Here is a 25826-nt window from a genome sequence, read left to right on the forward strand (position 1 = left end):
AATCGTGGGGTGACGATCGTGCAGCCCACTCTCTGGGGCGACCTGGATGACGGGTGGGAGGCCCAGCCCGGCCCCGCCACGTCGGCCGGCGGTCGGTCTGCGGGTGTTCGGGCCACCGGCTCCGCGCGTCCGACTCGCGCACACGACACCTTCACCGCGCTCCGCGGGCACACCGAGCGGATCGTCGCGCACTCGTCCGACCGCGTCGCCTGGCTGCGCGCCCGCGCGATGGGCATCACGGCCACCGACGTCGCACGTCTCGCGTCCCTCCACGCCGTCGACGCGGTCGTCGCCGACAAGCGGTACGGCTCCCGGTTCGCCGGCAACGTCTACACCGAACACGGCAAGGAACGCGAACCCGTGATCGCCTCCTGGGTCGCCGCGACCCACGGCATCCAGCCCTCGGCACACCTGTTCCACGCCGCCACGAACCGGGCACACCTGGCGACCCCGGACGGTGTCGGGCTCGACCGCGACGGCCGTCTGCTGCTGGCCGAGATCAAGACCACCGCGAACGGGTTCACCCGCGTCCCCCGGCACTACATGCGGCAGGTGTGGTGGCAGCAGTACGTACTCGGTGCCGACCGGACGCTGTTCGTCTGGGAGAAGCACGACGACTTCGTGCCGGTCGCCGACGAGCCCGAGTGCCGGTGGATCGACCGCGACGACGACGCCATCCGCGGGCTCATCGCCCTCGCGGACCTGGTGCTCGATCGCCTGCGGGACGCTCGCTGACCGGGACCAACCGCAGTCGGGACAGCGCGACGACGATCAGGCCCATCAGGCCGATGAACACCGCGACGCCCAGGCAGTACAGCGCGACCACGCCGTAGCCCGACTTCGGGTCGAGGAACGGGTAGGGCACCCAGCCGTCGGTCGCACCGCGGATCACGACCACGACCAGCCAGGCCGCCGGGTAGATCAGGAACCACCACACGTCGCGGAAGAACAGTCGGCTGCGGTCCGAGAACAGCAGCCAGTCGATCACGACGTACAGCGGGATCCAGCGGTGCAGCACGTCGTTGGACCAGGACTGCCCCACCGGCTGCCCGACCTGGGCGAGCAGCGTGTTGTAGACCAGACCCGTCGTCGCGATGTAGACCGTGGCGGCGCCGCGGAACAGGTCCAACCGGCGGCCGGCATCGCGCCGGCGCACTGCTGCCACGACGGTGAGGACGAAGACGACCGCGACCAGGATGTTCGACTGGTTCGTGAAGTACCCGAAGAAGTTCCAGAACACGAACCCGTTCTGGAGCGCACGCTGCAGGTCGTCGACGATGGCCGCGACGATGGCGATCGCGGCCACGAGCCGCAGGACGTTCACGAAGATCCGCACGGGATCACGGTACTGGTCGATCGCCCTGTCCGGAGAACGCGGAGCGGGGCTCGCCGCACCGGGGACGCAGAACGGCCCGCACCGGAGTGCGGGCCGTTCTGGTCGTGCTGTGGATCAGTGCGATCCGCTGCTGATCGGGATCAGAAGACGTTGACGTCCAGCGGGATGCCCGGGCCGAAGGTCGTCGAGACGGCGCCCTTCATGATGTACCGGCCCTTCGCGGCGCTCGGCTTGAGACGGACGATCTCGTCGAGCGCGGTGGTGATGTTCTCGTCGAGCTGCTCCGGCGTGAACGAGGCCTTGCCGACGACGAAGTGCACGTTGGAGTGCTTGTCGACGCGGAACTCGATCTTGCCGCCCTTGATCTCGTTCACGGCCTGGGCCACGTTCGGGGTCACGGTGCCGGTCTTCGGGTTGGGCATGAGGCCACGCGGGCCGAGCACCTTGCCGAGACGACCGACCTTGCCCATGAGCTCCGGGGTCGAGACCGCGGAGTCGAACGAGGTGTAGCCCTCGGCGACCTTCGCGATGAGCTCGTCGCCACCGACCTCGTCGGCGCCGGCGGCGATGGCAGCCTCAGCGGCTGCACCCGTCGCGAAGACGATGACGCGGGCGGTCTTACCGGTGCCGTGCGGGAGGATGACGGTGCCGCGCACCATCTGGTCCGCCTTGCGGGGGTCCACACCGAGCTTCAGCGCGACCTCGACGGTGGAGTCGGTCTTCGCAGAGCCGGTCTCCTTCGCCAGGGCGACTGCCTCGGTGGGGGTGTAGAACTTGTCGGCCACGATCTTCGCGGCCGCGGCGCGGTACGCCTTGGACTTCTTCGCCATGGTGGTCTCCTTGCGAGATACGTGGTTGGCGAGCCGGCGCGGCTCTCCCACGGTGAGTACTGGGGTGTGGAGGGTGAGGCTCAGGCCTCGACCGTGATGCCCATCGAACGAGCGGTACCGGCGATGATCTTCGTCGCCTGCTCGATGTCGTTGGCGTTCAGGTCAGCCTGCTTGGTCTCGGCGATCTGACGGATCTGGTCCGCCGTGATGCGTCCGGCCTTCACCGTGTGCGGCGTCGCGGAACCCTTGTTCACACCCGCGGCCTTCTTGATGAGCTCGGCTGCCGGCGGGGTCTTGAGGATGAACGTGAACGAACGGTCCTCGTAGACGGTGATCTCCACCGGGATGACGTTGCCGCGCTGCGACTCGGTCTGGGCGTTGTACGCCTTGCAGAACTCCATGATGTTCACGCCGTGCTGACCGAGCGCCGGACCGATCGGCGGTGCCGGGTTGGCGGCGCCCGCGTTGATCTGCAGCTTGATCAGGCCCGTGACCTTCTTCTTCGGTGCCATGTTTCGCTTTCCTCCTGGGATCGAACGCACGGGGACCCGTGCACTCTCCCGCGTCTCCGGCGGTTCCGGATCGCGGTGACGGATCCGCAGCGCACGAGGCGCGCGGACCCAAACTCGAACAGTCTAGTGGATGGTGTCCAGCTCTAGAGCTTGGTCACCTGGTCGAAGCTGAGCTCGACCGGCGTCTCGCGCTCGAAGAGCGAGACGAGCACGGTGAGCTTGCCGCTCTCCGGCTTGATCTCGGAGATCGACCCCGGCAGACCCGCGAACGAGCCTTCCTTGATGGTGATCGTCTCGCCGACCTCGAAGTCGACCTCGGCCTGGGGCTGTGCCTGGGCGAGTCCGCTGCCCTTGGCGCCGCCCTTGGTCGGGGCCGCCTCGGCGACCTGGACGAGGGACTTCAGCATGCCGAAGGCCTCGTCGAAGCGGAGCGGAGTCGGGTTGTGCGCGTTGCCGACGAAGCCGGTCACACCCGGGGTGTGGCGGACGACGGACCACGAGTCCTCGTCGAGGTCCATGCGGACGAGCACGTAGCCGGGGATCCGGACGCGGGTGACCAGCTTGCGCTGCCCGTTCTTGATCTCGACGACGTCCTCCATCGGGACCTCGGCCTGGTAGATGTAGTCCTCCATCGACATCGAGACCATGCGGTTCTCGATGTTCGCCTTCACGCGGCGCTCGAAGCCCGCGTAGGAGTGGATGACGTACCACTTGCCCGGCTTCATCCGCAGTTCGGTCTTGAACGCCTCGTACGGGTCGACCTCGGACTCGTCGTCGTCGTCCTCGGCCGTGATCGTGACCTCGGTGTCGGGAGCCAGGTCGACCTCGGACTCCGGGGCGATCGCACCGAGCGTGTCGGCGGACTCTTCCGCGGCGACGGTGGCGTTCGCTTCGTCCGCGGTCTCGTCCTCGAGCTCGGTCTCTTCTTCGTCCTCGACGGCTTCGACGGCGGCTTCGGCCTCGTCGGCGGTGTCGATCTCGAGCGCGTCGTCGACGACGGCGTCGGCTTCCGGGTCACGCGATTCGGCGAGGGCGTCGAGCGTCTCGTCGAGCTCGGTGCTGACGGTGCCGTCGTCCGGCTCGTCGCTCAGCCCGAGGGACTCGTCGTCGTCGTCCTCGACGGAGATCGCGCGCTCCTCGGCGGAGTCGGTCGAACGGAGTTCGCTCGTCTCGACGTCGCCTTCCTGGTTCTCCTCGACCTCGGAAGACTGCTCGGCAGCGGTCGCGAGGTCGATGTCGTCGCGGGAGTAGTCAGACACAGTCGGTTCTTTCCGTTCGATGGTGCGGATCGGGATGGCGCTCGTGTCCCGGGCAGGGAACGGGTCACCGTCTCCGGAAGACCGTACCCCGAGGAGGACCGGAGCGGTCGGACCTGCGGTCAGGCCGGGCGCGCCAGGAGTGCAGCGCGCCGGGGTTGATGCCAGCTGGGTCAGGCCGTGGGGCCGTTGCCGAACACGTAGCCGACGCCGAGACCGAACACGAAGTCGAGGACCGACACGAGGATCATCATCACGACGACGAACACGAGCACGACGCCCGTGTAGCTGAAGAGTTCCTTGCGGGTCGGGGTGACGACCTTGCGCAGCTCGCCGAAGACCTGGCGGATGAACAGTGCGATCGCGGCGAAGGGGCCACGGCGCTGAGCCCGGTCGACCTTTGCCTGGGTGACGACGTCGTCAGTCGTCTCCACGTCTTTGCTCGCCACTTCAACCCTTCCCGATGTGCAGGGCGGACAGGACTTGAACCTGCAACCTGCGGTTTTGGAGACCGCTGCTCTACCAATTGAGCCACCGCCCTTCGGAACGTCCACCCGTACGGGATCCGGTCGTTCCAGGGAGAAGAAGTCCGTTTCCGACAGACTTCAACCGCCGCAGAACAGTGTACGGGAGTCCCGACGGCGGTGTCCACTTGACGGGTGCTCCGGCGCGGCGCGTCGGTAGGCTGACCCCGTGAGCACCGAAGCCGCCAGCCCTCAGCCCACCGACAGCCCCGACAGCAGCCCGCGCCCGGGCACGGACGCAGGTGCGCCCGGGGACCGTCCGCGCATCGCCTCCCGCATCGCCGCCATCGCCGAGTCCGCGACCCTCAAGGTCGACGCCAAGGCGAAGGCCCTCAAGGCCTCCGGGCGCCCGGTGATCTCCTTCGCCGCGGGCGAGCCCGACTTCGCCACCCCGGCGCACGTCGTCGACGCGGCCGTCGCGGCAGCGCAGGACTCGGCGAACCACCGGTACACCCCGGCCACGGGCCTCCCGGACCTGAAGCGCGCGGTCGCCGACAAGACCGCGCGCGAGTCCGGCATCGCCGTCGACCCGTCGCAGGTCATCATCACGAACGGCGGCAAGCAGGCCGTCTACCAGGCCTTCCAGACCGTGGTCGACGCCGGGGACGAGGTCCTGCTGCCCGCGCCGTACTGGACCACCTACCCCGAAGCCATCCGACTGGCGGGCGGCGTCCCCGTCGACGTCTTCGCCGGCAGCGACCAGGACTACCTCGTCACCGTCGAGCAGCTCGAGGCAGCGCGGACCCCGCGCACGAAGGCGTTGCTCTTCTGCTCCCCGTCGAACCCGACCGGTGCCGTCTACTCCGCCGAGCAGACCCGCGCCATCGGCGAGTGGGCGCTGGAGCACGGCATCTGGGTGATCAGCGACGAGATCTACCAGGACCTGCTCTACGACGGCCTCACCTTCTCCGGTGTCCTCGAGCAGGTCCCGGCCCTCGCGGACACGACGATCCTGGTGAACGGGGTCGCCAAGACCTACGCCATGACCGGCTGGCGGGTCGGCTGGATGATCGGCCCGGCGGACGTGGTCAAGGCCGCGTCGAACCTGCAGTCCCACCTGTCCTCGAACGTCTCGAACGTCTCGCAGCGTGCCGCGATCGCCGCCCTGGACGGCCCGCAGGAGCCCGTCCTGGCGATGCGCGAGGCCTTCGACCGTCGCCGGCAGGCGATCGTCGCCGGCCTCAACGCCATCCCGGGGTTCAACACGCCCGTGCCGCAGGGGGCGTTCTACGTGTACCCCGACGTCACCGCGTTGCTCGGTCGCGAGTGGGCCGGCAGCACGCCGACCACGACCCTCGAGCTGGCGGACCTGATCCTCGAGCACGCCGAGGTCGCGGTCGTCCCGGGCGAGGCGTTCGGGCCCTCCGGGTACCTGCGCCTGTCCTACGCGCTCGGCGACGACGACATCGCCGAGGGTGTCGCCCGTCTGGCCCGCCTGTTCGGCTGACCCCGGTCACCCCGAACGGCACGACGCGCCCCGTCTCGACGGGGCGCGTCGTCGTTGCGGGGAGCGATGTCGTCGGAGTCGGCGACGGCCGGGAGGCACGCCTCGCGTCCGCCACGCCGCAACCGTTGCCGGCACCGTCGCCGTCGCCGTCGCCGTCGCCGTCGATCAGGCGAGCAGGTCCCCGACCACGACGGGCTCCGGCACGAGCGTGACGCCGAAGCGGTTCGCGACCGTCACCTGCACGTAGCGCGCGAGCTCGGCGACCTGGGCCGCCGTCGCTCCCCCACGGTTCGTCAGCGCGAGGGTGTGCTTCGTGGAGATCCCGGCGCGGGACCCCGGGACGCCGTAGCCGCGGTGCACCCCGGCGTGCTCGATCAGCCAGGCGGCGCTGAGCTTCACGTCGTCACCGGCCGGCCAGCGCGGTGCGTCGTCGGGCATCGTCTGCGCGAACCCGGCCGACACGATCGGGTTGGTGAAGAACGAGCCGGCGCTCCAGGTGTCCGGGTCGGCGTCGTCGAGCACCATGCCCTTGGACCCGCGCAGCCGGAGGACCTCGGCGCGGACGTCGGCCGGGGCGACGAGGGTGCCGAGCTCGACGCCGAGGGACCCCGCGAGCTGGGCGTACCGCACCGGGACCCCGTCGTCGGAAGCCGTCCCGAGCCGGAACTCGACGGTCAGCACGACGCCGCGACGACCGTGCTTGAGGGTGCTCGTGCGGTAGCCGAGCGCCAGCTCGGACGCGGGGACCCAGGAACGCTCGCCGGTCTCGGCGTCCAGGAAGTCGACGGCGGTGAGCACGTCGGAGAGCTCGACCCCGTAGGCGCCGATGTTCTGCACGGGGGCGGCACCGACCGTGCCCGGGATGCCGCTGAGGGCCTCCAGTCCGGTCCATCCGCGCTCGACGGTCGTCGCGATGAACGCGTCCCACGGCTCCCCTGCGGCGACGCGGACGGTGACGCCGTCGGCGTCGGGCACCGCGTCGACCCCGCGGGTGCGGACCACCACCACGGTGCCGGGGAAGCCCTGGTCGGCGACGAGCAGGTTGCTGCCGCCGCCGAGGACCAGCCAGTCGTCCTCGTCCGCCCAGGCGTCGACGATGTGGGCGACGAGTTCGTCGGTCGTGTCCGCGACCAGCAGTCGGCCGGCCGGACCGCCGACGCGCAGGGTCGTGAGCTCGGCGAGCGTCGTCTCCGCCACGGTCAGTGGAACGCCACGGTGACCTGCGCCTTGCCGAGCACGGTCTGCCCGGCGGCGGTCACGGTGAGGTCGATGCGCTGCGGGCGGCCCTGGTCGTCGAGGGTGCCGACCTTGGCGACCACGCCGACGTCGGCACCGTCGGTCGGGTCGACGACGACGGGGCGGGTGAAGCGGACGCCGTACGAGGCGACCCAACCGCGGTCGCCGAGCCACTCGGCGACGGGCTGGACGGCGAGGCCCATGGTGAGCATGCCGTGTGCCAGGACGCCGGGCAGCCCGACCGAGGCGGCGACGTCGTCGCGGTAGTGGATCGGGTTGAAGTCCCCGGAGGCCCCGGCGTACCGGACGAGCGAGTCGCGGGTCAGGTGCACCTGGCGCTCCGCGACGACGGTGCCGACCTGCAGGTCGGCGGCGGTGTCGGTCATGCGTCATCTCCTCGGACGACGAGGGTGGACGTGGCGGTGACGACGTGCTGTCCGTCGGCGTCGACGACGCTCGACTCGGCGGTGACCATCGCGTTGCCGCCCAGGGTCTTCACGCTCGTGACGGCGAGGGTCGCGGTGAGTTCGTCCCCGGCGACGATCGGTCGGGCGTAGGCGAACTTCTGCTCGCCGTGCACGACACGGGAGAAGTCGATGCCGGCGTCCGGTTCGGCCAGGAGCTGCGCGAGCGTGGCCTCCTGCACGACGACCGCGAAGGTGGCCGGGGCGACGACGTCGGCGTGCCCGGCGGCCCGTGCGGCGGCGGGGTCGGAGTGGATCGGGTTGGTCGCGAACACGGCGCGGGAGAACTCGCGCACCTTCTCACGACCGACCAGGTACGGCGGGGCCGGCGGGAACGTCCTGCCGACGAGCTCGGGGTTCACTGACACCCGGGCAGTCTACCGAGGCCCTCGGACGCCGGACTCGACGTTGGTGATGAGCTCGACCTTGTCCATGAGTTTGCATCGGTTAGGCTGGCGGCGCTCGGTCGGGGGACGACCGGGCGGGGGCGGGGAGTGGCGATGGAGACGACGACCGAGTACACGGTGCTCGAACACCACGGCTGCACGGCGGTCGAGCTCGTCGACACTGCCCTGCGCGCCGTCGGACACCGGGTCGCGTCCGGCGAGGGCCGCCTGCTCGTGACCGCGGGGAACCCCGTGATGACGGTGCTCCTCGGCGCGCTGCTCCACCCATCCCGGCAGTACCGGCGCTACGAGCTCGCACTGACGTCAACGCCGGGCCATGCCGTCCTGACACTGCGGCACGCGGGTCACGGAGCGGCGGTCGTGGGCGGCATGATCGGGGCGAACCGCCGACGCGAGGCCTGGCACCGCATCGCCGGCCTGGTCGAGACGACCCTGCACGGCGGCGGCGTCCTGCTGCACCGCACGGACCGCATCGACACGTCGGGTATCAAGCTGCACTGACCCGTCGGGCTGGAGGCGCGGGGCCCGTCGGGCTGGAGGCGCGGGACGCGTGATCGAGGACCAACCGACCGCCACGGAACGGGCGGTGCGGGGAACGACGAAGGCCCGGCGCTGCTGCGCCGGGCCTTGCCGTCTTGACGTCGTTCCCGCTGATCACACTCGTTCGACCAGCACGGTAGCGAGGGCGGGACTTGAACCCGCGACACCACGATTATGAGCCGTGTGCTCTAACCAACTGAGCTACCCCGCCATGGATCCGCAGCGATCACTGCGAAGTGACAACACTGCGAGTCGGAGCCCCGAGTCAGGATTGAACTGACGACCCCTTCCTTACCATGGAAGTGCTCTACCACTGAGCTATCGGGGCGAGTACCGCGAGCGGCACCACACGAGGATAGCAGACCCGCGACGGTGGTCTGGAACCGACCGTGACGCCCGGGCGTGCCGTCCGCGAGGGCTAGTTCGCGTTGGCCTGGAGCCACGCCAGCGGGTCCACCGGGACGCCGTCGATGCGGATCTCCAGGTGCAGGTGCGGGCCTGTCGAGTTGCCCGTGCTGCCGACCAGACCGACGGTCTGACCGACCTTCACGTGCTCGCCCTGCACGACCTGGAACGAGTTGTCGAGCATGTGCCCGTAGACGCTGACGAACTGCTTGCCGTCCACGTCGTGCTCGATCCAGACGTCGTTGCCGAAGCCGCCGTCGTTCGCCTGCACCTTGATGACGGTTCCGTCGGCCACCGCGCCGATGGCGGTACCGGCACCCGGGGCGAAGTCGACGCCCTGGTGGAACGTGGAGCAGAACGAGCACCCGGCGACCTGTCGGCCACCGAAGCCCGAGGAGATCGGCACACCGACCGGGAACGGCCACTGGATCGTGCCGTTCGCGTCGTTCGTGAACGTCGAGGGGTCGGTCGCCATGCCGGCGGCCGGGGTGACGCTCCGCTGCGCTTCGGACACGGTGTAGGCATCGCGGTCCACGGTGCCCTCGACGGCGTCACCGACGGAGAGCGACTGCGCGTCCTGCACGGAGGCACGGACGGCCGCGGCACCGGGCTGCGGGACGTAGAGGGCCTGCGCGGGCAGCGAGGTCGAGACGACGAGACCGGCGGTGAAGAGCAGTGCGCCGACGACCGTCACGCGGGACGCGGTCCGGCGGAACGAGGTACCGGAGGCCCGCGTCGCACGACCGGCGGCCGGTGCGGTGCGGGCGATGTGCCGCGTGGCACGGTCCACGCGGGGGCCGTCGGCGATGACCGGCACGGCCGGGGCCGCGGCACGGGTGGCCTTCGGGGCAGCGGCACGGCTCGCCTTCGACGCAGCGGTCCGGGTCGCGCGCTTCGTCGCGGAGGTGCGGCGTGCGGCGGCGGGACGAGCGGCGACCGACACCGGAGCACCTTCGGCGAGCGGTGCGACGACCGGGGAGGACGGTGCCGGCGGGGTCAGCGGTGCCGCGCTCGAGGCCGGGAGGACGGGCGACGAGGGGGCCGGCGGAGTCGTGGGGCCGGAGCCGACGGGCGCCGGACGAGCAGCGTCACGAGCGGGTGTGGCGACCGAGCGGTCGACGTCCGACCGCCGGCGGGACGTCTTCGCGGCGGCGCGTTCGGCTTCGATCCGAGCTCGTCTCGTCAGGTGCACGGACGGCGTCGCCCCAGGGGCGTTGCGGTCGATGGTCGTGGGCGTCTGCGAGGAGTCGAGCATGCGTTCGGTGATGATCCTGAGTTCGAGGCACGGGCGCTCGTCGGTAACGAGCAGGTAACGGGACTCCTGAACGGTAGCAAAGGAGTTCGGTGCTCGCCAGTCGTGTGCACGCCTGTGCAGACCCCCCAGAGCGGGTGGCTCGGCCCGGGTCGGAGCTCAGTCGCCCAGGACGTCGTCCTCCAGCGTGCGGACGAGGGTGGCGAGGTCCTCGACGATGCTCGGCGCGGCGAAGAGGAAGGACCGCGTGTCGCCGACCTCCCACGTGCGGACGTCCGCTCCGGCCGCGGCGGCCACGATCGAGCCGGCCGCCATGTCCCACGGGTTGATGCCGCGTTCGTAGTAGGCGTCGACGGTGCCCGCGGCCACGGCGCAGCAGTCGAGTGCGGCAGCTCCGGCACGGCGGACGTCACGCACCTCGGTGATCAGCCCGGCGAGGACGGCCGCCTGCTCCCACCGGCGTTCGGCGGTGTACCCGAAGCCGGTGGCGACGAGGGTCTCGGCGAGGGACTCCGGTGCGGCGACGGTGAGCGGACGTCCGTCGAGGGTGGCCACTCCCCCGGCCACGGCGCGGTACACCTGTCCGGTCGCCGGCGCGATCACGACACCGGCGACGGGCTCCCACATCGCGGGGTCGGGGACACCGCGGACGACCCCGATGCTCACGGCGTGGGCGGGGCTGCCGTAGAGGTAGTTGACCGTGCCGTCGATCGGGTCGACGACCCAGGTCAGGCCGGAGGTGCCCGTCGCTGTGCCGGACTCCTCGCCGAGGAAGGCGTCGTCCGGGCGTGCTTCGCTGATGCGCCGGCGGATGAGCGCTTCGACCTCGCGGTCGGCGGCGGTCACGACGTCGGCGATGCTCGACTTCCGGTCGGCGACCTCGACCCCTTCGGCCCGGCGCTGCACCGCGAGTGCGGCGGCTTCACGGGCGATCGCCTCGGCGAGGTCGGCAAGGGCTTCGGGAGCAGCAGACACGGGAGCATTCGACATACCCCGATCCTGCCCGACCAGCCGATCCCCCGCGCGCGACCGAACGCCGCTCCGCCGAACCCCTGGCAACGCAGAAATGGCCCCGTCCGAAGACGGGGCCATCCCGACAAGCCAACACGAATGTGTAGCTAGCACGTGTGTAGCTAGCACAGTGGCGAGTGAGGGATTCGAACCCCCGGAGGCATACGCCGGCTGATTTACAGTCAGATCCCTTTGGCCGCTTGGGTAACTCGCCATGTGCGCACCCGGCCCGTGTCATCACCGACCGAAGGCGCGGTGAAGAGCATAGCCGATGTCCGGAGGTGCTCGCGACCACGGTCGGACGCTGGCCGGTTGCCGAGGGTGGGACGGGCCTCCCGGAACGGGCCTGCGTGCCGCCGGATAGGCTGTCCGGCATGGCAGACAGCTCCTTCGACGTGGTCAGCAAGGTCGACAAGATGGAGGCGGAGAACGCCCTCAACCAGGCGGCGAAGGAGATCGAGCAGCGCTACGACTTCAAGGGCGTCGGCGCGTCCGTCGCGTTCAGCGGTGAGGACGTCCTCATCAAGGCGTCGACCGAGGAGCGCGCCCTGGCCGTCCTCGACGTGCTGCAGACGAAGGCGATCAAGCGCGGCATCAGCCTGAAGAGCCTCGACGCCGGCGAGCCGTTCCCCTCGGGCAAGGAGTTCCGCATCGAGGTGAAGTTCAAGAACGGCATCGAGCAGGACATCGCGAAGAAGATCGGCGCGGTCATCCGGGCCGAGGCACCGAAGACGGTGAAGAGCCAGGTGCAGGGCGACGAGCTCCGGGTCTCCTCGAAGAGCCGCGACGACCTGCAGCAGACCATCCAGCTGCTCAAGGGCCAGGAGTTCGACGTGCCCCTGCAGTTCATCAACTTCCGCTGACCCGCGCTCCCCCGCGCAGACACCGACCCGCACCGTGGAGCACTGGCTCGTCGTCGCGTTGATCATCATCCTGGTCCTGTTGGACCTGGCGATCCGCGCCTTCTCCCTCGTCTACGTCCCGATCGACCGGAAGCCGCAGACGGCGACGGGCTGGTTGCTGGCGATCTTCCTCATCCCCTACATCGGTTTCATCCTCTTCCTGGTGCTCGGGTCGACGAAGCTGCCGCGGTCGCGCCGTGAGAAGCAGACCGAGATCAACCGCTACATCCTCGAGCAGACCGAGGGCATCGAGCGGGTGCGCCGTGACCACCCGTGGCCCGCGTGGCTGGAGAGCATCACCCGGCTGAACCGCGAACTCGGGGCGATGCCGCTGGTCGGTGGCAACCAGGCCGAGCTGTACCCGCACTACGACGACGCCTTCGCCGAGATGACGCACGCCGTCGACGCCGCTCGGCGGTTCGTGCACGTCGAGTTCTACATCGCGTCCCTCGACGACACCACGCGGCCGTTCTTCGAGTCCTTGGCGCGGGCGCAGGCCCGTGGGGTGACGGTCCGCTTCCTCATGGACCACTGGGCGAGCCGGGGGTACCCGTACTTCAAGGACACCCTGGCGTTCCTCGACGCCGCCGGCATCGAGTGGCACCTGATGCTGCCGCTGTTGCCGATGGAGGGCAAGTTCCAGCGCCCGGACCTCCGCAACCACCGGAAGATCCTGGTCGTCGACGGCTCGGTCGCGTTCACGGGGTCGCAGAACCTCATCGACCGCTCCTACGACACGAAGACGAACATCGAGCGCGGCCTCAGGTGGCGCGACCTGTTCGCGCGGTTCGAGGGGCCGGTCGTCGCGGGCATCAACGCGCTGTTCGTCACCGACTGGTACAGCGAGACCGACGAGCTGCTGCTCCGTGAGAGCGATCCGGTGCACCGCGCAGACCGGGCGGATGCGCTGGACTGCCAGGTGGTGCCGTCCGGGCCGGGCTTCGACGGCGAGAACAACCTGCGCCTGTTCAACGCGCTGCTGTACTCGGCGCAGGAGCGGGTGTCGATCACGTCGCCGTACTTCGTGCCCGACGACTCGATGCTCTACGCGATCACGACGACCGCGCAGCGTGGGGTCGAGGTCGAGCTGTTCGTCGGCGAGATCGGCGACCACGCGATGACCTGGCACGCGCAGCGTTCCTACTACGAGGGGCTGCTCCGGGCCGGTGTGAAGATCTGGCTGTACCGTGCGCCGACGGTGCTGCATGCGAAGCACTTCACGATCGACGACGACGTCGCGGTGATCGGCTCGTCGAACATGGACATGCGCTCGTTCACCCTGAACCTGGAGATCTCGGTGATGGTGCGTGGGAAGTCCTTCGTGGACGCACTCCGGGACGTCCAGGACGACTACCGTGCCGCCAGCCGCCAGCTGACGCTGGACGAGTGGCTGACCCGCCCGCGTCGGTCGCGGGTGTTCGACAACGTCGCGCGGCTCACCGCGGCGCTGCAGTAGCGGCCGGCCACCGAACCGGTCTGTCGGCCGGGAGGCCCGTCCCGCGTCCGTCCCGCGGGTCGCGCCCGGCGCGCGGTCGCCGGAGCGGACCGGACGGTCAGGCGCGTGGCGCCGGCCCCGGCGCGGGTGCGGGCACCGCCGAGGCGATCCGCGCCGTCAGCCGTTCGAGCGGGCCACGGCCGAGGAACCGGCGCCAGAGCATCGCGAACAGCACCGAGCCGACGACGAAGGCCCACCACGTCGTCGGTCCCTGCGGCATCTCGGGCCACGCGGCGATCACGACGAGGTGCAGTGCGTAGACGGTGAGCGGCATCGACCCGACGGCGGCCAACGGGAACGCGATCCGGGTGACGAGCGGCCCGTGTCCGTCGACGAGCAGGCGGCACAGCGCGATCACGGCGACGGCGACGGCAACGGTGCCGACGACGTCGACGATCGAGGACGAGTGGTCCCGCGGCGACAGGAACACCTGGGCGAACGCCTGGCCGGCGTCCGAGTCGGACGGCACGAAGGGCACGCCGGGGAACGCGTACGTGGTGTCGAACGGGATCGGCGCGGCGGCGTTCCCGACGAAGTAGGCGGCGGTCGCGACCACGGTGCCGGACGCGAGGAGCAGGACCTGCCGCACCGCGCCTCCCGGCCGTGACCGGGCGACCGCGAGTCCGACCAGGACGTACGTCCAGAAGGTGACGACGGGGTAGACGAGCCCGAGCTGGACGCCGAACATGTCGGCGTCGGCGTACAGCGGCACGATCGCCAGCGCGACCGGAGCCGACGCGACCGCGCAGCCCGCAGCGAGCAGGAGCAGGGCCCACGGTCGCCAGCGGAGGACGGGCAGGGCCAGCAGGAACAGGGCGCCGTAGGTGGGCAGGACGACGTACACGGGTGTCTGCAGGGCCATCAGGAGCAGCCCGACGACGACGACCACGACGGCCCGGAGTGCCAGACGTGCGCGGACCTGGCCGATCGCGGGTGGCCCGGGCGGTCGGTCGCGGCCGCTCACCAGTCCGATGGAGACCCCCGCGAGCACCGCGAAGAGCGCCGCGGACCGGCCGTTCACGACCGCCCCGAGGCTCGTCGGGTCGGCCCAGTCGACGTTCTCGGCGACGTCGCCGACGTGGGCCGCCATCATGCCGAACAGGGCGAGCGACCGGGCCACGTCGACCCCGACGAGCCGATCGGACGACGCAGCGCCCGGCACCCCGAGCCGGGGTACCGGGCGCTGCGTCGTCATGCGCTGACCCGCGACCGGGTCAGGACTGCGAGTCGGCGTGCGAACGGCGCAGCGAGACGTCGATCATCTCGTCGCGCGGCACGACCTTGACCCGGGCCCGACCCTGCGGCTCGCCGAGGGCCATCTCGTGCTGGTCGAGGGCGTGCCAGCCGTCGAGGTCCGTGAAGTCGACGCCGCGCTCGCGGAGCAGTGCCGGGATCGCCGCTTCGGACGGGTCCTCCGGGCTCCACCAGGTGCCCTGGTCGGTGACCACGTGCTGCACGGTCTCCATCGCGTCGGACTTGGTGTGTCCGATCAGGCCGACCGGGCCGCGCTTGATCCATCCCGTGGCGTACACGCCGGGGATCCGGTTGCCGTCGGTGTCGAGCACCTGGCCCTCGTGGTTCGGGATGACGCCGTAGCGCTCGTCGAACGGCACCCCGGGCAGGGGTGAGCCGACGTAGCCGACCGCGCGGTAGAGGGCCTGGATCGGGACCTCGCGGATCTCACCGGTGCCCTCGACACCACCCTGGCCGTCCGGACGGGTGCGCTCGTAGCGGATGGCGCGGAGCGCGCCGTCGTCGTCGCCGAGCAGTTCGAGCGGCTTGGCGTAGAAGTGCAGGTGCAGACGACGGCTGGCCGCGCCGACCTCGCGCGTGCGCCACTGCTGCAGCACACGGTCGATGACGGTGACCTGCTTGTTGGTGGCGATCGCGAGCTTCGAGGCCTCGTCGTGGTCGAAGTCCTCGTCGTACACGACCATGTCGACGTCGCGCAGTTCCCCGAGTTCGCGGAGTTCCAGCGGGGTGAACTTCACCTGCGCCGGACCGCGGCGACCGAAGACGTGCACGTCGGTGACGGGCGAGGCCTTGAGTCCCTCGTAGACGTTCGCCGGGATCTCGGTCGGCAGCAGGTCGTCGGCGTGCTTCGCGAGGATCCGCGACACGTCGAGTGCCACGTTGCCGTTGCCGATCACGGCGACGCTCTCGGCGGTCAGCGGCCAGGTGCGCGGGACGTCCGGGTGCCCGTCGAACCAGCTGACGAAGTCGGCGGCACCGTACGAGCCGTCGAGGTCGATGCCGGGGATGTCGAGGTCCGCGTCCTTGATCGCACCGGTCGAGAAGACGACGGCGTTGTAGTGCCGCTTCAGGTCCTCGAGGGTGATGTCCTCGCCGAAGCGGACGTTGCCGAAGATCCGGATGTCGCCGCGGTCCAGGACGTCGCGGAGGGCGTTGATGATGCCCTTGATGCGGGGGTGGTCGGGCGCGACGCCGTAGCGCACCAGGCCGTAGGGGGCCGGGAGCTGCTCGAACAGGTCGATCGAGACGTCGAAGCCGCGCGCCTCCCGCAGGAGGATGTCCGCGGCGTAGATGCCGGCCGGACCGGCGCCGACGATGGCGAGTCGGAGGGTGGGCACTGTTCGGTCTCCAGTTTCGTTCAGGTCAGCGGCTGCGGTCGACGACGGTCTCCGCGAACCGGGTGAGGGCTCGTTTCACGGTGCCGTCCGGCAGGGGGGCCAGGGCGGTGACCGCTTCGTCGGCCCAGCTCGCGGCGAGGGCACGGGTGGCCCGGGTCGCCTCGTGGTCGCGGAGCTCGGCGACGGCGCTCTGGTACGCGTCCGAGTGGACGGCGTCGTCCGGGGCGTCACGGACGTCCCGCTCGATGCGGGTGACCAGGGCCGCAGCGTCCGGGTCCGAGGCGGCACGACGACGGAGCTGCAGCAGGGGCAGCGTGTCGACGCCGGCGCGGAGGTCGTTGCCGGCGATCTTGCCGGTCTTGTCCTTCGCCGGAGCGAGGTCGATCACGTCGTCGACGAGCTGGAAGGCGACGCCGACCTTCTCGCCGAACGTGCCGACGGCCTCGAGCAGGGAGCGGTCGGCGCCGGAGAACATGACGCCGGCGCGGGCAGCGGTCGCGATGAGGGAACCGGTCTTGTCGCTGAGCACCTGGAGGTAGTGCTCGACCGGGTCGTCCTCGGGCTGCGGGCCGGTGGTCTCGTGGAGCTGCCCCATGCACAGGCGCTGGAAGGTCTCGGCCTGCATCCGGATGCCCTCGGGGCCCAGGTCCGCGGTGATCAGCGACGCGCGGGCGAAGAGCAGGTCCCCGGTGAGGATCGCGATGTTGTTGCCGTAGGTGACGTGCGCGGCCGGGACACCGCGGCGCACCGGGGCCTCGTCCATCACGTCGTCGTGGTACAGCGACGCCAGGTGGGTCATCTCGACGCTGACGGCTGCCTTGACCACGTGGTCGGTCACGCCGTCACCGAGCTGTGCGATGAGCAGGGTCAGGGTCGGACGGATCCGCTTGCCACCCGCCGACAACAGGTAGCGGCTGGTGGTGTCGGCCAGGGTGTCGGCGGAACGCATGGCGTCCTCGAGCCCCTGCTCGACGTGCTCGAGCCCGTCGTCGACCGCGGCGATGAAACGACGGTCCGCCGGGGTGGCGAACAGCCGCTCGCCGATGCCGAGGGACGCTCGGAGACTCGGTGCACGTCGGGCGACCGGGACACTCGGGTTCAACTGCTGCTCCGTACTCGCGGGTGGCGGTGGACTCGCGGGGTGGCGGTGGGGACCTGGCCCGCTGGCCTAGGCCTCGGGCTCCACGCGGGGCTGCTCGCCCGTGGGCTGGTGCTCGCGACGCGCCTTGGCACGGCGGGCGGCGGACTCGCGCACGCTGCCCTCGACCGGCTTGCGGCCACGGTGCAGGGCGACGATGCCGGCGGTCAGGTTGCGGTGCGCGACCATCGTGAAGCCGACGCCGCGGAGCCACTGGCTGAGGACCTGCTGGTCCGGCCATGCCTCGATCGACTCGGCCAGGTAGCGGTAGGCGGCCGGGTTGCTGCTGGACAGCTTCGCGATGCCGGGCAGGACCCGCTTGAGGTACGTGGTGTAGCCGAAGCGCAGCGCGGCGAACGGCGGGGTGGAGAACTCGCAGATCACGAGACGGCCGCCGGGCTTGAGCACCCGGAGCATCTCGGTCAGGGCCTGCATCGGGTCGTTGACGTTGCGCAGCCCGAACGAGATCGTGACCGCGTCGAACGACTCGTCCGCGAAGGGCAGGTGTTCGGCGTCCCCCTCGACGAAGGTGATCTCGGGGTGGCGCTCACGACCGACCGCGATCATGCCCGACGACAGGTCGAGGGCGGTGACCTCGGCACCCTTCTTCGCCAGGGCAGCGGAACTGGTCCCGGTGCCGGCAGCCAGGTCGAGCACGCGCTCGCCCGGCTGGGGGTCGACGGCCTTCACCGTCGCGACGCGCCACAGCGGTGCGTTGCCCGCCGACAGGATGTCGTTGGTCAGGTCGTACTTCGCTGCGACGTCGTCGAACATGGCCGCCACTTCGTCCGGCCGCTTCTGCATGTCCGCTCTGCTCACCCAGTCATCCTAGAGGCCGCGACCGGACGCTTCCCGGCAGCCGTGCAGGAGCCGCGCACCCCGGGCGCGCCCTGACGCGTAGCATCGGTCCGTGACCCGTCCCACCACAGCGGTCCAGCCGCTCACGGTCTCGACCCGGATCCTCGACGACCCGGGCGCCGTCCTCCGCCACACGCTCGCCGCGCACCCGATGGCCTTCGTGCGGGGCGGGGACGGGATCGTCGGGATCGGCGAGGCCCTGCGCTTCGAGTTCTCCGGTCCGAGCCGGATGCGCGATGCCTCCGCACTCTGGCGACAGGTCGTCGCCGCCGCCGTCGTCGACGACCCGGTGCGGCTCCGCGGCAGTGGTCTGGTGGCATTCGGCACCTTCGCGTTCGCCGACGACTCCGCCGCCACGAGTGTCCTCATCGTGCCGCGTGTCGTGGTCGGACGTCGGCGGGGTCGGGCGTGGATCACCGCGATCGACACCACCGACGCCCCCGAGCCCCTGCCCTTCACGAGCACCTCGGTGCCGGTCCCCCGCGTCGGCCCCCATGTCTCCGTCGCACTGCGCCCCGGCGCGGTCGACGAGGACGCCTACGCCGCCTCGGTCGCCGCCGCGGTGACCGCCATCCGCGCGGGCCGGGCACAGAAGGTCGTCCTGGCCCGCGACCTGGTCGGCACCCTGCCGCCCGACGCCGACCGCCGTGCCGTGTTGCTCGACCTGGCCGCCGCCTACCCGACGTGCGTGACCTTCGCCGTCGACGGACTCGTCGGCGCGACCCCGGAGACACTCGCCCGCACCGAGGGCCGCACCCTCACCGCACGGGTCCTCGCCGGCAGTGCCGCACGGGGGACGGACGCCGAGAGCGACCGCGTCGCCGCCGAGACCCTGGCCGCGAGCACGAAGGACCTGGAGGAGCACGCCTTCGCGATCTCGAGTCTGGTCGCGTCGCTGCAGCCGATCGCCGCGGACCTGCGGGTCGACCCCGAGCCGTTCCGGCTGCAGCTGCCGAACGTCTGGCACCTGGCCAGTGACGTCGAGGCCGTCCTGCCCGCCGGCGTCACCGCGCTCGACGTCGCCGACGCCCTGCACCCGACCGCCGCCGTCGCCGGCACCCCGACCGACGTCGCCGTGCGCCTCGTCGCCGAGTTGGAGGGGGTGGACCGCGGCCGGTACGCCGGTCCCGTCGGCTGGTTGGGGGCCTCCGGTGACGGCGAGTGGATGCTCGCGCTGCGGAGCGCGCAGATCGACGAGGACGGCACGGTCCGCGCGTGGGCCGGTGCCGGGATCGTGGCCGGGTCCGAGCCGGAACGGGAGGTCGCGGAGACGCGCCTGAAGTTCCGACCGGTCGTCGACGCGCTGGCCTGAGGAGGCGCCGCCCTGACCGGGCAGCGCTGGCCCGGCTGCACTGGCGGGTCAGTCGGCCAGCGGCACCTCGATGACGACACGCTCGGCCGGGTCGGTGAGGACACGTTCCAGGTCGCCCCACGTCTCGGCCCGGCGGTACTCCCACCCGAGGCCGGTGACGACCCGTTCGACGTCGACGTGCTGCGGGGTCGTCATCATCCGCCGCATGTCCTCGGGTGCGGTGGTCGCCGCCACCTCGAGCCCGCGGAAGATCGCGCCGCCGCCGTCGTTGCCGACGACGACCTGCAGACGCGGTCGTGCCTCTTCCGTCCCGGTGACGAGCCCGCCGAGGTCGTGCAGGAACGTGAGGTCCCCGACCACGACACGCGTGGTGCCGACGGCTCCGGACCCGGCCTCGAGCGCGGTCGCGATGCCGAGCGCCGTGGAGATCGTTCCGTCGATGCCCGCCAGACCCCGGTTGGCGTGCACGCGGATCTTCTTGCCCGCGACGGTCATGTCGGCGACGCGGATGATCTGCGATGCCCCGAACACCAGGCGGTCGTGCGGCCAGGTGACGCCCCACACCGCCTCGGCGAGCATGGCGCGGTCGACCGGACGGCGGCGCAGCGCGACCTCGTCCTTGAGGAACCGGTTCCGCTCGGCGCGGTCGGCGGACCGCTTGGCGTCGAGGTCCGGCCCGGCGTCGCCCTCGCCGAGCAGCGAGCGGCTCGCGGCGACCCAGCGGCCCACCCATGCACGGTGTGCCGGTCCGGTGCGCCCGGTGACGCGGACGTCCGAGACGACCTGCGTCGCGGCGTCCGGCCGGGAGGCACGGGCCGGGTCGAAGACGTCGGCTCCGGCCCCACGGACCACGACCGTCTCGACGTCCGCGCGCTGCAGGAGCGCCGGGACCTCGCGGCTGAGCGTCGGGTGGCCGAGGACGACCGCGCGCCGGACCCGGCCGCCGAAGTCCTCGTCGCGGAGGAGTTCGCGGTAGGCGGCGGCGAGGTTGCGGCCGAAGCGGGCCCCGCTCGACACCTCGGCCAGGAGCGGCGCACCGAGTTCCCAGGCGATCCGTTCGGCGTCGGCGCCGGCGTCGTGACCCGCGATGACCACGGTGGCGGGTTCGTCGTCCGGAGCCAGCTCGGCGACCGGCAGCGCCGCGGTCGGCCGACGGGTTGCGTACGCCAGGTCCACCTGGTCGTCGGGGACACCCTCGACCCGGTCGAGCCCGGCGGAGAGCGGCTCACGGAACGCCAGGTCGAGCTGGACCGGACCGGGCTGCCCGGCGTGCCCGGCAGCGGCGGCGACGGCTTCGCGCACCACGGACCGGACGGTGGCGCGGGCGTCGTCGTCGACACCGTGTGCGCTCGGCGCCTGGACGTCGCGGACGAAGGAGACGGCAGCACCGAAGACGCCGGGCTGGACGGTGGTCTGGTTGCTGCCGATGCCTCGCAGTTCGGCCGGACGGTCGGCGGACACGACGATCATCGGCACGCCGGAGTGGTGCGCCTCGAGCACGGCGGGGTGCAGGTTGACGACCGCGGTCCCCGAGGTCGTGACCACCGCGGCGGGACGCCCGGACTCGATCGCCAGGCCCAGGGCGAAGAAGCCGGCGGTGCGCTCGTCGAGCCGCACGTGCACGGTGATGCCGCCCGCGCGCTCGAGGGCGACCGCGGCGAGGGCCAGGGCCTGGGACCGGGAACCCGGGCTGACCACGACGTCGGTCACGCCGGCGCGGGCGAGTTCCTGCAGGAAGACGAGGGCGAAGTCGGTCGCGGGGCTGCCGGAACCGGCAGCGCGGTCACCGGCAGTGCCGTCACCGGCAGTGCCGTCACCGATCGGGGCGGCCGTCGTCGTCGCCGTCGTGGAACTGGTCTTCGAGGGATCGGAGGGTAGCGTCGTCCTGGTCCTTGTCATCGCTCTTGCGCCCGGGAGGCGTCGTGCCACCGAGGAAGTCGGGATCGTCTTCGGGACCACGGTACCCGGCACCACCGCCACCGTTCCCGCGCGGGACGGCGGGGGTCCGGCCGAGCAGGAACCACAGCACACCGCCGAGGACGGGCAGGACGACGACCAGCAGGACCCAGATGCCCTTGCGCAGCGACCGGACCCGGGTGCGCGGCATGGTGGCGCAGTCGATCAGGGCGAACACCGTGAACGCCACGGCGGCGACGACGATGACGAGCCACAACCTGACCATCCTCGAAGCCTAGGCCGGCCGGCTGTGACCGCCCTGGCCTTCGTCCGGCCACCGTGGAGACCGGCGTCCGTACACTTGCAGGGTGAAAGCGTGGCTCGTCTACACCCTGGCTCGGCTCGGCATCTTCGTCGTGGCACTCGTCGTGCTGCTGGTGATCGGCCTGCCCTGGTACTGGGCGGCGATCGGTGGCGCGTTGATCGGGCTGCTCGTGTCGTACATCGCGCTGCCGGGTCTCCGCAGTGCCGTGACCACCAGCATCGCCGAGCGCCGTGCCCGACCGGAGCGCGATGCGGACAGCGACTTCGAGGACGACTTCGTCGACACCGCCGACGAGCACACCGCCACCGACGCGGGCGCCTCCGCCGACCCCGACGTCACGCTCCGGAAGCGCCCCGACGACGCCTGACGTCGACGACGAGGCCTGACGTCGCGGACGACGCCTGACCGCTACGGCTGGACGGCGAGCGTGATGCCGAGCACCACGCCGTACGCCAACGCCGAGAACGACGACAGCTGCAGCGCCGTGATGAGTTCGCGCGGCTTCCGGGAGGTCACGCCGATCAGCAGCGCCGGCAGCGCGAGCAGCAGCGAGAAGTACGTGAAGCCGGACCGGAAGTACAGCAGCACGAACCAGATCAGCACGACGTAGGGCAGCAGCAGGAAGAGCGCGAACAGCACCCGTGCCACCGTGTCGCCGACCACGACGGCGAGCGTGCGCTTGCCGGCGGCGGTGTCCTCGCCGATGTCGCGGATGTTGTTCACCATGAGCACCGCGCAGGCGAACAGGCCCGCGGCGACGGCGGCGGCCCACCCGCTGAGGGTCGCCTGTCCGATGAGCACGTACTGGGTGCCGAGCACCGCGACCAGGCCGAAGAACACGAAGACGAAGACCTCGCCCAGGGCGTTGTAGCCGTAGGGCTTCTTGCCGCCGGTGTAGAACCAGGCGGCGACGATCGCCGCGGCACCGACGAGCAGCAGCCACCACAGCTGGGTGAGCACCACGATGACGATGCCGGCGACGGCGGCGAGGCCGAAGAACGTCAGCGCGACGGTGAGCACCGTGCGGGGCTTCGCCAGGCCGGCCCCGGTCAGTCGGGCCGGGCCGACGCGGAACTCGTCCGTGCCGCGGACCCCGTCGGAGTAGTCGTTGCTGTAGTTCACACCGATCTGCAGGAACAGCGCGACGGCCAGGGCGAGCAGCGCGATCGCCAGGTGCGCGTCGGCACCCAGGAACGCCCCGAAGTCACCGGTCGCCTTGCTGTCGACGTAGGCCACGGCGGTGCCGAGCACGACGGGCACGACGCCGAGGGTCAGGGTGCGCAGACGCGCCCCGCCGATCCAGTCGCATGCGGTCGCCCGCCGGGCGGTGCGCCGCGGGGCAGCGGCCTTCGCCGGGTTGCCGGACCGGCCCTTCGGACGTGTCGTGTTCTTCGCTCGTGCCACGACCGCCAAGCGTACCGGCGCGGCCGGGAGGCTGGGCTCACCCCTCGCGATCGGCCAGCGCCCGCACCGCACGCCGGTCGGGCTTGCCGGTCGCCAGCATCGGCATCCGGTCCACGACGAGCACCTCGGCCGGACGGGCGGCACGTCCGAGGGCGTCCCCCACCCGGGCGCGGACGACCTGGAGGTCGACGGGCTGCTCGGTGACGACGACCGGTACCTCGCCCCACTCCCCCGACGCCCGGCGGGTGACGACGGCGCCGTCCTGTCCGGGCAGTTCGCGGACGATGCGTTCGACCGCGCCGAGCGGGACCTTCTCGCCGCCGGAGATGACGACGTCGTCGAGCCGTCCGGTCACCCGGATCCGCCCGTCGACGATCGTCGCGGCGTCCCCGGTCCGGTACCAGCGGTGCCCGTCCCGCTCCGTGAAGGTCGCCGCCGTCCGGGCCGGGTCGTCGAGGTAGCCCTCGGCGAGCATCGGCCCGGCCAGCTGCAGTTCGCCGTCGACGAGTGCGGCGCGGACGGTGCCGAGCGGCTCGCCGTCGTACACACAGCCGCCGCTCGTCTCGCTGGCGCCGTAGGTGGTCACGATGCGGATGCCCGCGGCTCGGGCCCGCTCACGGAGGGCCACCGGGGTCGCCTGACCGCCCACCAGGACGGCGTCGAACCGACCGAGGGCCGCCGTCGCACGCGGGTCGTCGAGGACCCGGGCGAGCTGCACCGGCACGAGCGACGTGTAGCGGCGGGGGGCGGCGGGTCCGACGACGAGCCGGTCGGCTGCGTCCGCGAACGCCGCCGCATCGAAGTGTCCGGTCGGCAGCAAGACGGGTGTCGTCCCCGCCGTGATCGACCGCGTCAGGACGTTGAGCCCGGCGATGTAGTGCGTCGGCAGGGCGAGGACCCAGCCACCCGGTCCGCCGAGCGCCGCGTCCGCAGCGGCCGCCCCCGCGAGCAGCGCCTCCGAGGACAGTGCCACCCGCTTGCCGGTGCCGGTGGAGCCGCTCGTCTCGACGACGAGCGCGACCCGCTGCGGGACGTCGGCCGGAGGCGGTGTCGGCAGCGCCGGAGCCCCTGTCGCGACGGGGAGCAGTGCAGGGCCGCCGGCGAGTGCCGCCTCCAGTCCGCGCAGCACGGCGGACGGGTCGGCGGCGCTCACCGCGACGAGCGGACGGGTCATCAGTAGTGCCAGGGGAACGCGGTCCAGTCGGGCGAGCGCTTCTCGAGGAACGAGTCGCGACCCTCGACGGCCTCGTCCGTGCCGTACGCGAGGCGCGTGGCCTCACCCGCGAAGACCTGCTGGCCGACCATGCCGTCGTCAACGGCGTTGAAGGCGTACTTCAGCATCCGGATCGCCGTCGGCGACTTGCCGAGGATCGTCTCGCCCCAGCGGATCGCCTCGCGTTCCAGGTCCTCGTGCGGCACGACCCTGTTGACGGCGCCCATCTCGTACGCGCGCTGCGCGGAGTACTCCTCGGCCAGGAAGAAGACCTCGCGCGCGAGCTTCTGGCCGATCTGCTTGGCGTAGTAGGCGCTGCCGTAGCCGCCGTCGAACGAGCCGACGTCGGCGTCCGTCTGCTTGAACTTCCCGTGCTCGGCGCTGGCGATCGTGAGGTCGCAGATCGCGTGCAGCGAGTGCCCGCCACCGGCCGCCCAGCCCGGGACGACCGCGATGACGACCTTCGGCATCATCCGGATGAGTCGCTGGACCTCGAGGATGTGCAGCCGGCCCATCGAGGCCTGCGCGGCGGCGGGGTCGACGCCCTCGGGCGGAGCACCCTCGTCGCCGACGTACTGGTAGCCGCTCCGGCCCCGGATCCGCTGGTCGCCGCCGGAGCAGAACGCCCAGCCGCCGTCCTTCGGGCTCGGGCCGTTGCCGGTCAGCAGCACGACCCCGACGCGCGGGTCCTGGCGGGCGTCGTCGAGCGCGCGGTACAGCTCGTCGACGGTCCGCGGGCGGAACGCGTTGCGGACCTCCGGGCGGTCGAAGGCGACGCGCACCATACCGCCGGAGACGTGCTTGTGGTACGTGATGTCGGTGAACCGGTCCGCGATCGGAGCGGTGGTCCAGACGTCGGGGTCGAACAGGTCGGAGACGGCAGAGGGCATGCTCCGAACCTACCGCCGGGCCGGCTGGACCTGCCGCCGGGCTGGCTGGCTGGCGCCGGGCTAGCTGGCGCCGAGCTAGCTGGCGCCCATGCCGGAGAGCATCTCCGGAGCGACGATGACGAGCAGGACGATGAGGATCACCGGGTTGGCGAAGAACGCCACGACCACGCCGACGACCCCGTACCAGCGGCCGAACGAACCGACCGCGGCGATGAAGCCCAGGACCGCGGCGACCAGGGTCAGGAACACCACGACGAAGCAGATGCCGAACGCGAAGGTCGTGTCGCCGCCCACGAACACCGCGAAGGCGCTGGCGTCGACCGCGGCGGCGACCACCGCGAGGCCGAGGGCGATCTTGCCGGTGATCGGGTTCTTCCGACGCCGAGCTGCGGGCTGCCGGGTGACGTCGACGGTGCCCTGACGCATCAGCCGCGCGAACTCGTCCGTCGCCACCGAGCCTCCTCGTCCGTCCCCGACCGGCTGCCCTGATCGGCACCGGCACGGCCGACCGGTGGTCGACCGCAGCGATGCTAGTGCGCTGCCCTGGCGGTCCCCTCGGAGAGTCCGGGAGGCCGGCTGGGC

27 protein-coding genes and 4 tRNA genes are annotated in these 25826 nt (G+C 71.4%); 7 read left to right on the top strand and 24 right to left on the bottom strand.

Translation table 11 applies throughout. From position 1 onward, the window contains the following. Positions 1-9 precede the first annotated feature (9 nt). Positions 10-735 carry a YqaJ viral recombinase family protein gene (locus DEI97_RS11735; protein ID WP_111074345.1) on the top strand — a complete coding sequence of 242 codons (726 nt, stop codon included), beginning with the start codon at positions 10-12 and terminating at the stop codon, positions 733-735. On the opposite strand, the gene DEI97_RS11740 is transcribed toward DEI97_RS11735, so the two are convergent. The 6 genes from DEI97_RS11740 to DEI97_RS11765 form a co-directional block, all read right to left on the bottom strand. Further along, positions 686-1336, bottom strand: coding sequence for a Pr6Pr family membrane protein (locus DEI97_RS11740; protein ID WP_111074346.1), 651 nt, complete (start codon positions 1334-1336; stop codon positions 686-688). The genes DEI97_RS11735 and DEI97_RS11740 overlap by 50 nt on opposite strands. A gap of 140 nt (positions 1337-1476) precedes the next feature. Beyond that, positions 1477-2166 carry a 50S ribosomal protein L1 gene (gene rplA, locus DEI97_RS11745; RefSeq protein WP_111074347.1) on the bottom strand — a complete coding sequence of 230 codons (690 nt, stop codon included), beginning with the start codon at positions 2164-2166 and terminating at the stop codon, positions 1477-1479. A gap of 80 nt (positions 2167-2246) precedes the next feature. Continuing rightward, positions 2247-2678 (bottom strand): 50S ribosomal protein L11, encoded by a 432-nt coding sequence (rplK, locus tag DEI97_RS11750; RefSeq protein ID WP_110824626.1) that lies wholly within the window; start codon positions 2676-2678, stop codon positions 2247-2249. A gap of 143 nt (positions 2679-2821) precedes the next feature. After that, complete coding sequence (nusG, locus tag DEI97_RS11755; RefSeq protein ID WP_111074348.1) at positions 2822-3937, bottom strand: transcription termination/antitermination protein NusG; 1116 nt, start codon at positions 3935-3937, stop codon at positions 2822-2824. Positions 3938-4107: 170 nt separating this feature from the next. Continuing rightward, complete coding sequence (secE, locus tag DEI97_RS11760) at positions 4108-4368, bottom strand: preprotein translocase subunit SecE (RefSeq protein ID WP_374107147.1); 261 nt, start codon at positions 4366-4368, stop codon at positions 4108-4110. Positions 4369-4402: 34 nt separating this feature from the next. Next, positions 4403-4475, bottom strand: a tRNA-Trp gene (locus tag DEI97_RS11765). Positions 4476-4723: 248 nt separating this feature from the next. Here DEI97_RS11765 and DEI97_RS11770 point away from each other — a divergent pair. Then, the gene (locus DEI97_RS11770; RefSeq protein WP_111074423.1) at positions 4724-5905 is read left to right on the top strand and encodes a pyridoxal phosphate-dependent aminotransferase; all 1182 of its coding nucleotides are present in this window, start codon (positions 4724-4726) and stop codon (positions 5903-5905) included. A 165-nt stretch (positions 5906-6070) separates the two neighbouring features. Here DEI97_RS11770 and DEI97_RS11775 read toward each other — a convergent pair whose 3' ends face one another. From DEI97_RS11775 to DEI97_RS11785, 3 genes are read right to left on the bottom strand one after another with little or no spacing between them, the layout of a single operon-like run. Further along, a complete protein-coding gene (locus DEI97_RS11775) occupies positions 6071-7102 on the bottom strand; it encodes a UDP-N-acetylmuramate dehydrogenase (protein WP_111074350.1) in 1032 nt (343 codons plus the stop codon). 2 nt (positions 7103-7104) lie between these two features. Further along, the gene (locus DEI97_RS11780; protein WP_111074351.1) at positions 7105-7527 is read right to left on the bottom strand and encodes a MaoC/PaaZ C-terminal domain-containing protein; all 423 of its coding nucleotides are present in this window, start codon (positions 7525-7527) and stop codon (positions 7105-7107) included. Next, complete coding sequence (locus DEI97_RS11785; RefSeq protein ID WP_111074352.1) at positions 7524-7973, bottom strand: FAS1-like dehydratase domain-containing protein; 450 nt, start codon at positions 7971-7973, stop codon at positions 7524-7526. Before DEI97_RS11785 ends, DEI97_RS11780 begins: the two co-directional genes overlap by 4 nt. A gap of 132 nt (positions 7974-8105) precedes the next feature. Here DEI97_RS11785 and DEI97_RS11790 point away from each other — a divergent pair, with 132 nt between their 5' ends. Next, on the top strand, positions 8106-8513 hold the full coding sequence (locus DEI97_RS11790) for a hypothetical protein (RefSeq protein ID WP_111074353.1): 408 nt from the start codon (positions 8106-8108) through the stop codon (positions 8511-8513). A gap of 176 nt (positions 8514-8689) precedes the next feature. Here the strand turns inward: DEI97_RS11790 and DEI97_RS11795 are convergent. The 5 genes from DEI97_RS11795 to DEI97_RS11815 all read right to left on the bottom strand — a co-directional run bounded on the left by DEI97_RS11795 (position 8690) and on the right by DEI97_RS11815 (position 11434). Then, a tRNA-Met gene (locus DEI97_RS11795) sits at positions 8690-8763 on the bottom strand. A gap of 45 nt (positions 8764-8808) precedes the next feature. Beyond that, a tRNA-Thr gene (locus tag DEI97_RS11800) sits at positions 8809-8880 on the bottom strand. 90 nt (positions 8881-8970) lie between these two features. After that, the gene (locus DEI97_RS11805; RefSeq protein WP_111074354.1) at positions 8971-10212 is read right to left on the bottom strand and encodes a M23 family metallopeptidase; all 1242 of its coding nucleotides are present in this window, start codon (positions 10210-10212) and stop codon (positions 8971-8973) included. A 156-nt stretch (positions 10213-10368) separates the two neighbouring features. Beyond that, the gene (locus DEI97_RS11810) at positions 10369-11199 is read right to left on the bottom strand and encodes an inositol monophosphatase family protein (RefSeq protein ID WP_111074355.1); all 831 of its coding nucleotides are present in this window, start codon (positions 11197-11199) and stop codon (positions 10369-10371) included. Positions 11200-11351: 152 nt separating this feature from the next. Beyond that, positions 11352-11434, bottom strand: a tRNA-Tyr gene (locus DEI97_RS11815). Positions 11435-11594: 160 nt separating this feature from the next. On the opposite strand from DEI97_RS11815, the gene DEI97_RS11820 reads away from it, so the two are divergent. Then, positions 11595-12083 carry a YajQ family cyclic di-GMP-binding protein gene (locus DEI97_RS11820; RefSeq protein ID WP_110902629.1) on the top strand — a complete coding sequence of 163 codons (489 nt, stop codon included), beginning with the start codon at positions 11595-11597 and terminating at the stop codon, positions 12081-12083. A 34-nt stretch (positions 12084-12117) separates the two neighbouring features. Further along, positions 12118-13578, top strand: coding sequence for a cardiolipin synthase (gene cls, locus DEI97_RS11825; protein WP_111074356.1), 1461 nt, complete (start codon positions 12118-12120; stop codon positions 13576-13578). A 97-nt stretch (positions 13579-13675) separates the two neighbouring features. Here cls and DEI97_RS11830 read toward each other — a convergent pair whose 3' ends face one another. The 4 genes from DEI97_RS11830 to DEI97_RS11845 all read right to left on the bottom strand — a co-directional run bounded on the left by DEI97_RS11830 (position 13676) and on the right by DEI97_RS11845 (position 18165). After that, positions 13676-14812 carry a heparan-alpha-glucosaminide N-acetyltransferase domain-containing protein gene (locus tag DEI97_RS11830; protein WP_111074357.1) on the bottom strand — a complete coding sequence of 379 codons (1137 nt, stop codon included), beginning with the start codon at positions 14810-14812 and terminating at the stop codon, positions 13676-13678. Positions 14813-14831: 19 nt separating this feature from the next. Then, on the bottom strand, positions 14832-16208 hold the full coding sequence (locus DEI97_RS11835; protein ID WP_111074358.1) for an FAD-dependent oxidoreductase: 1377 nt from the start codon (positions 16206-16208) through the stop codon (positions 14832-14834). 25 nt (positions 16209-16233) lie between these two features. Next, the gene (locus DEI97_RS11840) at positions 16234-17310 is read right to left on the bottom strand and encodes a polyprenyl synthetase family protein (protein ID WP_111074359.1); all 1077 of its coding nucleotides are present in this window, start codon (positions 17308-17310) and stop codon (positions 16234-16236) included. 66 nt (positions 17311-17376) lie between these two features. Beyond that, positions 17377-18165, bottom strand: a complete 789-nt coding sequence (locus DEI97_RS11845) for a demethylmenaquinone methyltransferase (RefSeq protein WP_111074360.1) — start codon at positions 18163-18165, stop codon at positions 17377-17379. Between the two features lie 91 nt (positions 18166-18256). Between DEI97_RS11845 and DEI97_RS11850 the strand changes: the two genes are divergently transcribed. Next, entirely contained in the window at positions 18257-19516 is a 1260-nt protein-coding gene (locus tag DEI97_RS11850; protein WP_111074361.1) for an isochorismate synthase, read from the top strand. Positions 19517-19564: 48 nt separating this feature from the next. Here the strand turns inward: DEI97_RS11850 and menD are convergent, their stop codons facing one another. Beyond that, positions 19565-21415, bottom strand: coding sequence for a 2-succinyl-5-enolpyruvyl-6-hydroxy-3-cyclohexene-1-carboxylic-acid synthase (menD, locus tag DEI97_RS11855; RefSeq protein ID WP_111074362.1), 1851 nt, complete (start codon positions 21413-21415; stop codon positions 19565-19567). Further along, on the bottom strand, positions 21330-21698 hold the full coding sequence (locus DEI97_RS11860) for a PLDc N-terminal domain-containing protein (protein ID WP_111074363.1): 369 nt from the start codon (positions 21696-21698) through the stop codon (positions 21330-21332). The genes menD and DEI97_RS11860 overlap by 86 nt, the downstream gene beginning before the upstream one ends. Positions 21699-21780: 82 nt before the next feature. Here DEI97_RS11860 and DEI97_RS11865 point away from each other — a divergent pair, with 82 nt between their 5' ends. Beyond that, positions 21781-22104 (top strand): DUF4229 domain-containing protein, encoded by a 324-nt coding sequence (locus DEI97_RS11865; protein WP_111074364.1) that lies wholly within the window; start codon positions 21781-21783, stop codon positions 22102-22104. Positions 22105-22145: 41 nt separating this feature from the next. Here DEI97_RS11865 and DEI97_RS11870 read toward each other — a convergent pair whose 3' ends face one another. From DEI97_RS11870 to DEI97_RS11885, 4 genes are all read right to left on the bottom strand, one after another. Further along, positions 22146-23150 carry a 1,4-dihydroxy-2-naphthoate polyprenyltransferase gene (locus DEI97_RS11870; protein ID WP_111074365.1) on the bottom strand — a complete coding sequence of 335 codons (1005 nt, stop codon included), beginning with the start codon at positions 23148-23150 and terminating at the stop codon, positions 22146-22148. A 28-nt stretch (positions 23151-23178) separates the two neighbouring features. Continuing rightward, positions 23179-24315, bottom strand: coding sequence for an AMP-binding protein (locus tag DEI97_RS11875; RefSeq protein ID WP_111074366.1), 1137 nt, complete (start codon positions 24313-24315; stop codon positions 23179-23181). Further along, entirely contained in the window at positions 24315-25244 is a 930-nt protein-coding gene (locus tag DEI97_RS11880) for a 1,4-dihydroxy-2-naphthoyl-CoA synthase (RefSeq protein WP_111074367.1), read from the bottom strand. Before DEI97_RS11880 ends, DEI97_RS11875 begins: the two co-directional genes overlap by 1 nt. A 75-nt stretch (positions 25245-25319) precedes the next feature. After that, positions 25320-25697 carry a hypothetical protein gene (locus DEI97_RS11885; protein WP_111074368.1) on the bottom strand — a complete coding sequence of 126 codons (378 nt, stop codon included), beginning with the start codon at positions 25695-25697 and terminating at the stop codon, positions 25320-25322. Between the last annotated feature and the right edge of the window lie 129 nt (positions 25698-25826).

Origin of the sequence: Curtobacterium sp. MCLR17_032 (assembly GCF_003234795.2) — a bacterium.
In the GTDB taxonomy this organism is placed as follows: domain Bacteria; phylum Actinomycetota; class Actinomycetes; order Actinomycetales; family Microbacteriaceae; genus Curtobacterium.